This window comes from Algibacter sp. L1A34 (genome assembly GCF_009796805.1).
In the GTDB taxonomy this organism is placed as follows: Bacteria; Bacteroidota; Bacteroidia; order Flavobacteriales; family Flavobacteriaceae; genus Algibacter.
On record NZ_CP047029.1, the window covers coordinates 4,468,319 to 4,481,732 of the forward strand.

At 30.9% G+C, this 13,414-nt stretch carries 13 protein-coding genes; 4 read left to right on the plus strand and 9 right to left on the minus strand.

Going from position 1 to position 13,414, the window contains the following annotated elements:
• Positions 1-6 precede the first annotated feature (6 nt).
• The 6 genes from GQR97_RS18845 to GQR97_RS18870 all read right to left on the minus strand — a co-directional run bounded on the left by GQR97_RS18845 (position 7) and on the right by GQR97_RS18870 (position 5,082).
• A complete protein-coding gene (locus tag GQR97_RS18845) occupies positions 7-1,047 on the minus strand; it encodes a hypothetical protein (RefSeq protein WP_158851223.1) in 1,041 nt (346 codons plus the stop codon).
• Between the two features lie 90 nt (positions 1,048-1,137).
• On the minus strand, positions 1,138-2,238 hold the full coding sequence (locus tag GQR97_RS18850) for a hypothetical protein (RefSeq protein ID WP_158851225.1): 1,101 nt from the start codon (positions 2,236-2,238) through the stop codon (positions 1,138-1,140).
• A 158-nt stretch (positions 2,239-2,396) separates the two neighbouring features.
• Complete coding sequence (locus tag GQR97_RS18855) at positions 2,397-3,059, minus strand: hypothetical protein (RefSeq protein ID WP_158851227.1); 663 nt, start codon at positions 3,057-3,059, stop codon at positions 2,397-2,399.
• A 20-nt stretch (positions 3,060-3,079) separates the two neighbouring features.
• Positions 3,080-3,511, minus strand: coding sequence for a hypothetical protein (locus GQR97_RS18860; RefSeq protein WP_158851229.1), 432 nt, complete (start codon positions 3,509-3,511; stop codon positions 3,080-3,082).
• A gap of 94 nt (positions 3,512-3,605) precedes the next feature.
• The gene (locus GQR97_RS18865) at positions 3,606-4,277 is read right to left on the minus strand and encodes a putative metal-binding motif-containing protein (protein ID WP_158851231.1); all 672 of its coding nucleotides are present in this window, start codon (positions 4,275-4,277) and stop codon (positions 3,606-3,608) included.
• Positions 4,278-4,281: 4 nt separating this feature from the next.
• The gene (locus GQR97_RS18870) at positions 4,282-5,082 is read right to left on the minus strand and encodes a prolipoprotein diacylglyceryl transferase (RefSeq protein ID WP_158851233.1); all 801 of its coding nucleotides are present in this window, start codon (positions 5,080-5,082) and stop codon (positions 4,282-4,284) included.
• A 350-nt stretch (positions 5,083-5,432) separates the two neighbouring features.
• Between GQR97_RS18870 and GQR97_RS18875 the strand changes: the two genes are divergently transcribed.
• On the plus strand, positions 5,433-5,951 hold the full coding sequence (locus GQR97_RS18875) for a hypothetical protein (RefSeq protein WP_158851235.1): 519 nt from the start codon (positions 5,433-5,435) through the stop codon (positions 5,949-5,951).
• Here the strand turns inward: GQR97_RS18875 and GQR97_RS18880 are convergent.
• Both GQR97_RS18880 and GQR97_RS18885 read right to left on the minus strand, forming a co-directional pair.
• Positions 5,943-6,863, minus strand: a complete 921-nt coding sequence (locus GQR97_RS18880) for a patatin family protein (protein WP_158851237.1) — start codon at positions 6,861-6,863, stop codon at positions 5,943-5,945. The genes GQR97_RS18875 and GQR97_RS18880 overlap by 9 nt on opposite strands.
• A 201-nt stretch (positions 6,864-7,064) precedes the next feature.
• Positions 7,065-9,062: a M1 family metallopeptidase gene (locus GQR97_RS18885; RefSeq protein ID WP_158851239.1), complete on the minus strand. Its 1,998-nt coding sequence runs from the start codon at positions 9,060-9,062 to the stop codon at positions 7,065-7,067.
• 107 nt (positions 9,063-9,169) lie between these two features.
• Between GQR97_RS18885 and recG the strand changes: the two genes are divergently transcribed.
• Positions 9,170-11,275, plus strand: coding sequence for an ATP-dependent DNA helicase RecG (gene recG, locus GQR97_RS18890; protein WP_158851241.1), 2,106 nt, complete (start codon positions 9,170-9,172; stop codon positions 11,273-11,275).
• Positions 11,276-11,324: 49 nt separating this feature from the next.
• Positions 11,325-11,906, plus strand: a complete 582-nt coding sequence (locus tag GQR97_RS18895; protein WP_158851242.1) for a tRNA-(ms[2]io[6]A)-hydroxylase — start codon at positions 11,325-11,327, stop codon at positions 11,904-11,906.
• Between the two features lie 28 nt (positions 11,907-11,934).
• Here the strand turns inward: GQR97_RS18895 and GQR97_RS18900 are convergent, their stop codons facing one another.
• Complete coding sequence (locus GQR97_RS18900) at positions 11,935-12,381, minus strand: hypothetical protein (RefSeq protein WP_158851244.1); 447 nt, start codon at positions 12,379-12,381, stop codon at positions 11,935-11,937.
• Between the two features lie 665 nt (positions 12,382-13,046).
• On the opposite strand from GQR97_RS18900, the gene GQR97_RS18905 reads away from it, so the two are divergent.
• Positions 13,047-13,409, plus strand: a complete 363-nt coding sequence (locus GQR97_RS18905) for a PAS domain-containing protein (RefSeq protein WP_158851246.1) — start codon at positions 13,047-13,049, stop codon at positions 13,407-13,409.
• The last annotated feature ends 5 nt before the right edge of the window (positions 13,410-13,414 follow it).

Here is a 13,414-nt window from a genome sequence, read left to right on the forward strand (position 1 = left end):
TTTAATTTATTCACCTAGCGCTATAAAATTCCCAAAACCAATAGCTAAAGAAGATTCTAATTCAAAATCATTATTACTTATATCATAAATATGTAATCCATCTGCATCTGTGACATAAGCATAATCTCCATTTAAGGCTATACCGCTTGTTCTGTTTAATGCTGTGATATCATATAAAGATAAAGTAGATAAATCATACATACGAACACCATCATAACTTGTTTGTAAAGGCGCATTTAAACTCGGTTTCATTGTTACAAAAGCAACTCCATTATGCAAAGCAAAAGCCGTAGGATACCCTTCTATAGATACTTCATTTACTAAAGTAAGTGTTGCTGCATCAAATTGTTTAATTTTTTTATCATTTGTATTCGCTACAAAAATAAATGTACCATCTGTTTCTACCCATGTGTGGTATTGCCCAATAGGCGTATCTGCATAAGATGAAGTATCCACATCTGTATTATTTGCTACTCCTGTTGTTACAGGTGTTCCAGGTGTGGTAATATCATAAGCATATAAACCATTAGCTTGATCTATAACAAATAATTCATTTTGAACTTTTGTTAGACTCATAGCATCTCCTCCTAAATTTACTTGGCTACTAAAATTAAAATTAGCAACATCTACAACATGTAAACCTCTATAAAAATCTGTTAAATAAGCAACATTATTAATCATAAACATATCACTTATTAAACTAAATGCAAGCGTATTATCTTTTTGGATTTCTACAGAAACATTTGGTATTGTCGGGTTGCTAATATCTATTAAACTTAAATAAGGCTCTATGGCATCATATTGAGCAACATAAGCCACATCTGGAGACACACTTACAAAGTAAGATGTATTTACAGCAATACTACTTACAAAAGCTGGAGCGGTTGGTGTAGCTATATCAATAATTTTTAAATCTGTACCATCAGTGACATATGCATATTGCGGCGTTGTTGTACTTCCTGAAGAGTTAGAAGAACTATTATTACTACAACTAAAAGCTAACAAGCTTAAAGCTATTAAATATGTTATTTTTATAAAATTTTTCATGTTTATTGTTTTAAAAGAAAAAGTCTTTCTTGTATTTTTTTTCTTTACACTAACATGTAAAGCTTACTTTAACCTTATTACTACTATTTATTAATCTGTAAAAACATTATTTCCGTTAGCAACTAACGTATTATAATCTGCTACACCTTGCCCTGTTGGTGGTGCCGCAGTTTGTTGATCATATAATGAAATATTTTTCCCTGAAAAAGACGGTGAAATAGCTACTAACTGACTGAGAATACGATTAACCTCTGTAGTATCTAAATTATTAAATGGAAAATACACTTGATTAAAAGAAACTATTGATGGGAAATTTATACTTGATAAGCTAGCATTCCTGTATAAATTAAAACTCGATAATGTATTTGTTAATTGAGGTAAATTAATTGACGCTAATTGATTGTTTTCATGTATTGTAAACTGAACAGTACTTGTTAAAGAAGATAAATCTATACTGGTTAATAAATCGTTATCATAAATAAGTAAATTAGAGTCAATTACAGAAAGATTAGATAAATTTAAGGTTGTTAAACTCGCACTTTCTGTTATAATTACCTTATTTCCATTAATGACTCCACTTAAATCTAATGATGTAAGGTTTAAATTTTCTTGAAATTCAATATTAAAAACTTCAGATAAATTATTTAAAGATAAACTCGTTACATTAGTATCTCTAATATATAAATCATAAACCTCGGTTAATGCCGAAATATCAATCTGTTGTAAACAAGTTAATACACCAGGGCTACCATCTATAAAAAGAACAGATACCTTTTCTAAACTTAATAAATCTAAACTGGTAAGTAATGGTGTATCATCAAAACTTAGCTCATCGCTAACCTCAACTAAATTAGACACATTTAATGTTGTTAAAGTTTGGTTATCATCAATTTGTAAAGACACTAAGTTTGTAACACCAGACAGGTCCAAGGTAGTAAGTTGAGTTGTGTTTTCTATATAGATAAACTGTGTGATAGATCCTATTTCATTCTGTACTTTCAAAGCTGCTTCTGCATCAGTTATATTTCCATTAAAGTAAACATAAGTAACTCCAGATGCATCTTGCCCGTCTGTTCCGTTTGTACCGTTAATGCCATCTTGTCCATCTACGCCGTCTACACCATCAACACAACAAGAAACCATCAAAATTAATTGGAAACTTAAAAAGAGTGATTTTAAAATTGTTTTCATATTTGTTATTTTTTATTTGCGTTATAAAAATTTAATGCTTCAAAAAAAGGGAATCCAAAATAAGGATTCTTTCCTTCGTAATAAATTATTTTCACAGATTCTAGTGTTGGATTATCTATAAAAATGATTAGTATTAAAACAAATCTATTTCTATTCTATTAATCTAAAATAACTCCAAAAGTTCCTTCGTAATGACCTGTTATAACATCACCATTTTCATTGATAAAAGTATAATCTGCATCAATAGTACTTCCTGTTGGATCATTAGCATCTAAATTAATTTGATTTATTGTTATTGTTGTTCCAACAACTTCGGTTTCATTAACAACACCTTCATCTTCATCCCCTTGTCCAAATTCTATATTGTTATTAGAATATGATGGACTTAAAGCATTAATTAGTCCGTTTTCTATTATAACCGTATCACTACTACCACCAATATAAGTACTTCCTACCATTGGACCTGCGCTTACTAAACTTGGGTTCTCATCTGCACGTAGATTAAAAAACACCCAATTTGTAGTGTCTAAAGAAAATAAATAATCGTCGCTTATGCCATTTACATGTGTTTCATTATCAAGCATTCTTCCATTAGAAAAGAAAAAATTGTATTCATCTGGAAATCCATTATTACCTATATTAGCGTTGTGATCGTCATCATCCTCATCTATTTCAAAATAAGCATTAGCCGTTTCGTAAAATGTGCCATTATGTGTAAACCCATCTGTTGGGTTTACTGGATCTGTTTGAGCGTCATCATTATTATCACAACTATACATTGAAATAGTAAGAAGTATTAAAAGTGCTTTTATTATTTTCATCGCTATTTTTATTTTTTCTATTAATGGTATAAGTCAATAATTACGCAGTATTCAGCTTCTACACCACCACCAGTAATATCATATCTAAATTCTTCTCCTATGGCATTACCAGCTCTTTGGCAAGCAACATTTACAGTATGGATTGTACCATTAACACTTAATTGTCCTACTCCAGTTGCCCCGTCTGTTACAACTAATGTTACAAACCAAAAATTCCCTGGGTCGCTAGATTTATATATCTCTACTTCTGGCCCATTTGATGATGTGTAAAAGAAATCGGTGGTTAGATCAGATTCCGCAATTAATGTTTGCGTATTATCTGAAGTATCTAAAAAAGTAAACCCGGCAAAATTACATTCATCTTGATTGTCTGCATTGCCATCATCATTATCGCAGTTAAATAAAACTAGTGTTAAAACTAGTAGGCAAAGCGTTTTGATAGTTGTTTTCATAATTGTTAATTTGTTTTTATATTTATTATATATTTCTCTTATATCAAAGCAACTAAGAAATTGTTACCCCTTAATTGATTCTTTTTTTAATTATTTAAGAAACTTCATCTACTATTCCATCACAATCATCGTCAATATCATTTTTTATTTCTGTAGAGTAAGGGTGAATATAAATATTAGTATCATCGCAATCTAAAGAATTATAGACACCATCTTTTTCTGCTCGTTCCTGAGAGCCATAACCATCTCCGTCTGCATCTACATAAGTAATATCATCTGTATCAATTTCTCCGTTACAGTTGTCATCTATTTCATTATTATAAATTTCGTCTGCTATAGGGTTTATGTTAGGATCTTTATCATTACAATCTGCATTATTAGTCACAAAATTTTCTGGAGCACCTTCTCCTAAAACGATCTCAATAACTTCTGAAACATCCGAATTTCCAAAACCATCACCATCTTCATCATGATAAAAAGTAAAAGCGTGTAAATCATTACAATCTTCATCTATAAGATTATCTGGAATTTCTGTTGCTCCAGGATAAACACTTGCATTGGTATCATCACAATCTGTATTATCTGCTACATATCCTTGAGGTTGGTCATATTGACTATTATAACTTCCATTATCACCATAACCATCTCCATCTGCATCTTCAAACCAATCTCCAGATGGGTCACCAGTACACCCGGAACCTATAATAAATACAGCGGTTACTAATAACATAATTGGTAATATTATTTTTAAAAATCGATTTTTCATAATGTTATATATTAATTGTTTTTAAATCTGTTTGTGTATAATATTTATAGTAGAAATAAGCTGAAATTGAAATAAGGCATAAGCCGATAAATTGCGAATGCGAAAGCACATTTTCTATAATAAACCCTCTATCGTCTCCTCTAAAAAACTCTAGAATACCACGACCTAAAGCATAAAGCATCAAATAGATTAAGAAAATTTGACCATTAAATTGTTTGTGTTTTTTAACCATTAATAATGTTAACATAATGCACACCAATAATAATACCTCGTACAATTGTGTTGGATGTACAGACGCACCATGTGTTGTAGGGAATATTAAACCAGAGCCACTAGTTGTTGGAGATCCATAACAACATCCTGCACTAAAACAGCCTAATCGACCTATAGAATGTACAATGGTTGTTGTAATTGCAAAAATATCTAGCATTGGCAAAACCGGTATCTTCTGCTTTTTTAAATACCAAATGATATATGGAATAATAACTACAAACGAACCATAGAATACAAAACCGCCAGAGAAATTATCTAGCATTAAACTGGGGTTTTGTATATAGTGCAACGGATCTTGCAAATAGAAAAATAACTTTCCGCCAACAAACCCCGCTATAAAAATGAGATAAAAAAATGTGTTAGAAATATTAGTGATACCTAGTTCTCTTTTCGCACTCCATTTAGTATAAATAGCTGCTGCCAAAGTACCTAATGCAATTAAAAAAGCATAAGAGTAGACGGTAACATGCTTTACACCCAATAGATTTGATAAAAATTCTGGTAATGAAAAATTGAATAGTTCTGGGTGCATCTCGTAAATTATTTTTTTTGTTGAAAAACCTTCTTGTATTATTTTTATAACATTTATTTAGAAGCAGTAAATACTAACTTTATATGCTTTTCTTATTTATACCAATAACACCTTGAAAATATTACCCTTTCAGTAAAAAAATACGTTAGCGAAAATTGATAAAATCCTACTAACGATAAGTCTTATAATAATTAAGAACACGTGCAAAATAAAGTGTATTACTAAGATTATGAAGATGTATTTACCCAATAGATATTTTCGTTGAATGAAACCGTGTTTTCATTCAACCATTAGATAATTTATGTTTTTATAAAAAAACACCTTATGTTTGTAGGAGGATAATTAAACTTATGGAACAGCAAATTTTAAACCTTTTAATGTATATAATTCCTTCTATAATTACGGGAGTTATCGCTTTTTACTTTTTTAAAGAACACACAAAAAATGAGGATGGTCGCAGACGTTTTCTCTTAAAAAAAGATCTGCAAGTAAACGCATTGCCTTTACGCTTACAAGCTTACGAACGGATGGCTATTTTTTTAGAACGCATTACGCCATCAAAACTACTTATTAGAGTAGCTCCAACATCTTCAGATAAAGAAAATTATGAATCTCTATTAATACAAAGTATAGAACAAGAATTTGAACATAACTTATCACAACAAATCTATATAAGTGATAAATGTTGGAACATTATTACTGCATCAAAAAATGCAACTATTCAACTTATTAGAAAAGCCAACTTACTCGAAAAAACCGATTCTGCTAATAAATTACGTGAAGTTCTTTTAACCGAAATGATGGACCGTTTAGCTCCAACCGATGCTGCTCTATCTTATATAAAAGAAGAAGTTTCTAGTTTATGGTAAAATATCTTGGCGCAACTCATTAGAGCGTGCTTCATGGCTTTTTGCCTTCGCATATTCAAAACCTTGTTGCCACCAAGTAGCCATATGTTTTTTATTAAAAATTAATGAGTTTTCGGTAAGTTTCGATGGTGTATAATATAAATTAAGTTGTACATTTTTATATTTGGCAGCTAATTTACCAATGGTAATATCACTACGCTCTACCTGATCTAGTAAGTGCCCAAATAAGTTAAGCATTAACGAAAACGGATTTTTACCAAGTACTTTATTGTACTCCATATTTTCAGATTCTAAAATAACGGCATCAATTTCGGTAGCACCACGTAAAATAGCTTCTCGAATAGGAACAACACAGCCAAAAGCGCCATCTGCATACTCAAAACCATCAACTTTAGCCAAAGACATAAATGGAATGTAATTACATGAAATCCAAATCCATTCGCAAAACTCTTCGTAACTAAATTCTTTTATAGACTTATACTCTACTCTATTTTTTGATAAATTAGAAACCGTAACTACAACATCTTCTTTGGTTGCTCTAATTAAATCGAACTCCTCTTTTGTAAAGTGCTTTTTTAAGTAACGTTTTAGCGATTTACTTTCACCAAAAGTCCTTTTACTTTTTGCAAACTGAAGTAATGTGTTAAAATAATTGATAGTTACATACTCTCGGTCACCCTTTTTTCTCATTACAAAAGGATTTATACTAAAAATATTACTCTGCTTCACGTTTGTAAAAACATCATATATTTTATCAATTTTACCCGCTGCTAAATGAGGCACAAGTAAGCTTCCCGTAGATGTTCCTAAAAACAAATCGTATTCCCTTCCTTCATGTTGCATTAAATATTGAGCCACACCACCGGCATATGCTCCTTTACTTCCTCCACCCGATATTACTAATGCTTTCATTCAAAAATTTTAATGGGTAAATATAAACAAGAATTTATAGATAGCTTATTATTCGTTTAAAACTTATTATTCTAAGAATTAAAAAATAGTATAGTCTATTAACTGTATTTGTAAAAAACGAATATTAAATATAGTTTTAAAACGAAATCATTTACTTAACAAGATGTTTAACATTTAGAAAACTTAGAACGATTAAAACAATTACTCAACCTTTAATAATTCTTTTGCAAATTTTGAAAATCTCCAATTATGATGTTTTGTAGCTTCTTGCAAATTTTCTTTACACGAGGTATTACAAGCTTGTATTTGATGTAAATACTGAAAAGCATTTTGTCTAATTTCAAAACCATATTCAGGACTGGTATAGTTTGTTAATTCTTCAAAATATTCCGCTTTGTTTTTGGGTTCATAATCTTCCGTTATTAATGTTAACACCAACCAAAGTTGACGCACATTTTTACTGTTAAAACCATGAATTCCTTTTGTTTTATCAAGATATTCTTTTCGCTGTAGCGGAAAATTGCTCCACAAATTAAACAAAGCCGTTTCTATAGTGATATACGATTTATCATCTAAAAGCGACTCGTATTCTGTTTTAAATTCTGAAGGGATATTGGACATAGATTTAGCTACCTCTTGACGAACTTTAATGTCTTTTGAGTTTAAAACACCTTTAAATAAATTATCCTTATCAATTAATGAGTCATTAACTAATGATTTAAAAAAATCAACACGAGCAAAATCCCCCACCATTCCATAAAGTAAATCCCATTCTGTAAAACTTTTTTGGTTAACTTCTGCCAATCTACAAGAAAACATAACACCTTTATTCCTTTGTTTTTTTAATATCTCATCAGACTTTCTTTTTAAAACAGATTGAAAAGAATCAACATTCACGATATAGTTCTGCATAAACATGTTTAAATCTAATCCACTTGCCTGCTCTACTTCACCTATAAAATCTTTAGTTTCAACATTTTTAAATTTATACTTCTGTAAATAACTTTTAACACCCTTTTTAAAAGCTTCTTCGCCAACTTTTTCTCGCAACAAATGCAATATCCAAGCTCCTTTTTTGTAAAATGTGGTGCTACTAGATTTCGGGTTTAAAAGCGAAGTGCTTCCTCCTACTTCATCTTGCTCTAATAATTCCTGAGCGTACTCGTAAAGTCTCCAATAGTAATAATCGAAACCAAACACGTCACCTTCTGCTAAAAGCGCGTAATAAGTTGCAAAACCTTCTTGTAACCAATGGTGCGTTCCAGAGGTTTCTGTAACCAAATCTCCAAACCATTGATGTGCCAACTCATGTGCATTCACGTTTACATAATTCTTATCTACAAAACCAATAGAATCGATAACAAAAGCATCAGAAAACAAGGTTGTGCTCGTGTTTTCCATACCTGCATATAGAAAATCTTTAACAGGAATCTGCTTGTAATTTTGCCAAGGATATGGCACACCAATTTCTTTTTCTAAAAAATCGAACATTTGCTTTGTATAGCGATATGTAGGCTCAAATTTTAGAGAATCTTCTGGGTAAAAATACATTTCTAAGGGAATCCCGCTTTTAGATATTTCGGTGTTTTTAGAATATTTTCCAATAGCCAAAGCCAGTAAATAACTTGACATTGGGTGCTGCATATCATAATGCCATGTTGAGGTTTGATCTTTAACGACTTTATTTACAAGCTTTCCATTCGCTATTACTTCATAATTACTATCAAATAAAATAGTTAAATCAAACTCAACTTTTTCGTTCATATCATCGAAACTCGGCAACCAGTTGCTTGTATACTTTCCTTGCCCTTGCGTCCAGATTTGTTTATTTCCATTAGAATAACCCCAATCTATAAAATACATGGCTTTTTTAGGATTCGTTTTAAATAAAATTTCAATGGAATGCTTTGTATTCGCCTTAAACGGTTGTTTTACAATTAGCTGATTCCCATTGTAAAGACTATCAGAAAACTGTGAATCTAAAACATAAGAAATATTTTTAAAATTTCTAGCATCAATAAAAATGGAATCGGTGTTTTTTAATATTTCAAATTGATAAACAATCTTCCCTTCAACCTCTTTTTTTAATAAATCGCCAAATAAAATATCAGCTTTAGCAGTAGTAAAATCTACATATTCGGTTTGTTGACCAAACGAAAAATTCCAAATAAAAATAAATACTAACAAAGACAATCTCATAAATAAATTCTTTCAAAAACTAAACCAATATAGATGTTTTAAAAATGAAATATTAAAAATAAGCAACAAAGTTATTGTAATTTGATAATTATTTCTAGTTTAGTTTTGTGAAAAGTAACTACCTACAAACCCCGATAGATTATTTAAAAGGCATTGGCCCCAATCGTGCCGATGCTTTGCGTAAGGAACTTGGTATACATACGTTTCAAGATTTGATGAATTTATTTCCAAATCGCTATATAGATCGTACGCAGTTTTACAAAATTAGCAGGTTACAACAAAGTAATGCCGATATACAGATTGTAGGAAAAATTACAGGTTTTAAAGAAGTTGCCCAAAAACGAGGTAAACGACTTGTTGCTAATTTTGTTGATGAAACAGGCACGATGGAATTAGTTTGGTTTCGTGGCCAAAAATGGATAAAAGAGAATTTAAAAACCAATATTGAATACGTTGCTTTTGGAAAAGCCAATGCATTTGGAGGTAAATTCAGCATGCCACATCCGGAGTTAGAATTGCTAACAGAACACGAAAAAAATATGAGATCGGCCATGCAACCGGTTTATCCATCAACCGAAAAATTGGCCAATAAAGGCATTACAAATCGTGTAATTAGTAAAACGATGCAGCAAATATTTCTGGATACAAACGGAAAATTTGTTGAAACTTTATCCGATAATCTACTTTCTGAATTAAAATTAATTTCGAAAAGCGAAGCCCTTTTTAACATCCATTTTCCAAAGAGTCAAGAATTACTTTCTAAAGCACAATTTCGATTAAAGTTTGAAGAATTATTCTATATTCAACTACAGTTAATTATTAAAAATTTAATTCATAAATCGAAAATAAAAGGTTTTCCTTTTGATAAAGTAGGCAAATATTTTAATCAATTTTTTAAAGACCATTTACCTTTCGAATTAACTGGTGCGCAAAAGCGTGTTTTAAAAGAAATTCGGTCAGATTTAGGCAGTAATGCACAAATGAATCGCCTTTTGCAAGGCGATGTAGGTTCTGGAAAAACCATAGTAGCTTTCATGTCTACATTAATGGCGCTTGATAACGGTTTCCAAGCTTGTCTAATGGCACCAACCGAAATCTTATCAGTCCAGCACTATAATGGTTTAACTGAGCTATCTAAAGAATTGAACATTAGCATCGAAATTCTTACAGGCTCAACCAAAACCTCAAAACGACGAATAATTCATGAAAAACTAGAAAATGGCGATTTGCAGCTTTTAATTGGTACACATGCTCTACTTGAAGACAAAGTGAAATTCAAGAATTTAGGTCTTGCAATTATAGATGAACAACACCGATTTGGAGTTGCTCAACGGAGTAAATTGTGGCGTAAAAACACCTCGCCTCCACACGTTTTAGTGATGACGGCAACACCAATTCCACGTACTTTAGCCATGTCCGTTTATGGTGATTTAGACATATCTGTAATCGACGAATTGCCACCTGGAAGAAAGGCTATAAAAACAGTTCATAGATTCGATAAAAATCGACTAAACGTTTTTCGTTTTATTCGTGACGAAATTAAATTAGGTCGACAAATTTACATCGTGTATCCGCTTATAAAAGAAAACGAAAAAATGGATTATAAAGATTTAATGGATGGTTACGAAAGTATCTCGCGAGACTTCCCGATGCCAGAATATCAAATCTCGATTGTACACGGAAAAATGAAACCTGCAGATAAAGAATTCGAAATGCAACGTTTTATAAAAGGTGAAACTCAAATTATGGTTGCCACTACCGTTATTGAGGTTGGTGTAAATGTGCCTAACGCCTCCGTAATGATTGTTGAAAGTGCCGAACGTTTTGGTTTATCTCAATTGCACCAATTACGTGGTCGTGTGGGTCGTGGTGCAGAGCAGAGCTACTGTATTTTAATGACGGGACACAAACTAAGCTCCAACAGTAAAACGCGTATAGAAACCATGGTAAAAACTAATGATGGTTTTGAAATTGCTGAAGTCGATTTACGCCTTCGTGGTCCTGGAGATATTATGGGTACGCAACAAAGTGGTATTTTAGATCTTAAGATAGCAGATATTATTAAGGATAACGATATTCTTCAACATGCAAGACACCATGCTAAAGCCATATTAAGCGACGATAAAAGTTTATCAAAACCAGAGAATCTGGCTATTTTAAACACTTATAAATCGTTAAGTAAATACAAAAATATTTGGAATTATATTAGTTAGACTTTTAGTTCCAACCTACAAATAACTACTTTTACAAAAAATAAAAAACATGCTTGGTTTAAAATTAGCTACCGACCCGCGATGGGTAAATATTGTAGAATCGAATATTGAAGAAATATTAACCGATCATGCTTGGTGTGAGCAAAAAGCGGCCACTAATGCTATAACTATAATTACTTTAAACCCTGAACACGAAGACTTAGTAACCGATTTACTTGAATTGGCTAAAGAAGAATTGGAGCACTTTCAAATGGTACATGATATCATTAAACAACGTGGTTTTAAGCTTGGTCGTGAACGTAAAGATAGTTATGTAAACGAACTCTATAAATTTATGAATAAAGGAGGTAGTCGCTTACAATCTATGGTAGACAGACTATTATTTTCCGCCATGATTGAAGCTAGAAGCTGTGAGCGCTTTAAACTCCTTTCAGAAAAAATTAATGATCCCGAATTATCTAAATTTTATCACGATTTAATGATTAGCGAAGCAGGGCATTACACTACTTTTATAAGCTTTGCCCGTAAATACGGAAAACCGATAAATGTTGATAAACGCTGGCAAGAACTAATTGATTTTGAAGCCGAAGTAATTCAAACTTATGGAAAATCGGAAACGATACATGGGTAAAAATCATTAATATAAAATGAAACATCTTTTAGTGAAATTCACTAAATTCATGTAAAGACTTCAAAGTTTCTTCATAAAACAAAATCGCAGAAATTAAATTATCTGTATCAGAATAAGGTAATATACGATCCTGAAACTCTTTCATTTTTTCTAAATACTCGGCGGTAGCTTCAAATTGATCGTCTAAGGCATTTCTATTATCGCTATCATTAGGTATTCCAAGAGTTGACATTGTTACACCTGGCTTAGTTGCAAAAGCAATATAAGGTAACAATTTAGCCAAACTTTCTATCCGTTCTACGTATAAAACCAATAATTCGCCTTTTTGCATGCGATCTAAGTCTGTTTTATTATGATATTTTCTAATAGCAACTTTAGAACTAATAATACTTTTAGCCACTTTAGTTTTTTGAGCAAAGCCCACACTGGTTATCATAAATAGGCTTATGCAAAATAATACAACTTTAAATTTCATATTGAGGTTTTTTGGGTCAGGAATGCAAATTTAAGTGATTTAACGTAAAAAAAAAGCGTTTTGTCGATTTTTTTTATCAAAAAAAATTTTTCAGAATACAATATATTGAATTCAAAACTTACCTTTTTTTTCTTTATTTAATCACGATAATACTATATTACCTTTATTAAAAAAATACATTTCTTTTGTTTTAACTATCTAAAATCAAAAACAATACCATAATTAATATTTTCAAAAATTCAAATAAGTTTTACTCTATTTAATTACACAAAAACAAGCCCTAACTAACTAAAAACCTGCGTTATAAAAAATTAAATATTTTCATTTCAACTCTATCAATTTTCTTTACAAATATTAATATTGAATGATAATATGAGTATGTCCAATCAATTTCAGATTGTTAAAAATATCATAAATTATATATTATAATAATCACAGACTTATTATTAAAACAAAGGTTTTAATTTAAAATTAACCAAAAAATATTAATTCGATAGATAAAAGGTTATTTTATAGGTTATTTCTTATTTAAAAATTTAATCATTACATTTAAACATGTGTTATACGTAAATAAACTATTTTTACAAACAAAACGTAATAGAAAACTGCTTTTTTATTGAATTTTTATATTATACCTATAAATAATCAAATTATTCCAAACCTAAATGAACTATTTACAAAAAGAGCTTTATAGTTCTTTAAAAACAGATCTTAAAATCATTGAGTTTGTTCAAAGTAATTCACTCGATGGTATGTGGTATTGGGATCTAGAGAATCCGGAAAACGAGTGGATGAACGATCGTTTTTGGGAAGTTTTAGGCTATAATCCTGATGAAATGCCACACAAAACATCTGCTTGGCAAAATATTATAAACCAAGACGATTTAAAAATTGCTGTTGCTAATTTTAATGATCACGTTGAGGATCCAACAATACCGTACGATCAAGTATTAAGATACACCCATAAAAATGGTAGAACTATTTGGATTAGATCTAAAGGACTTGCTCTAAGAAATAAAGAAGGCTAAGCCAT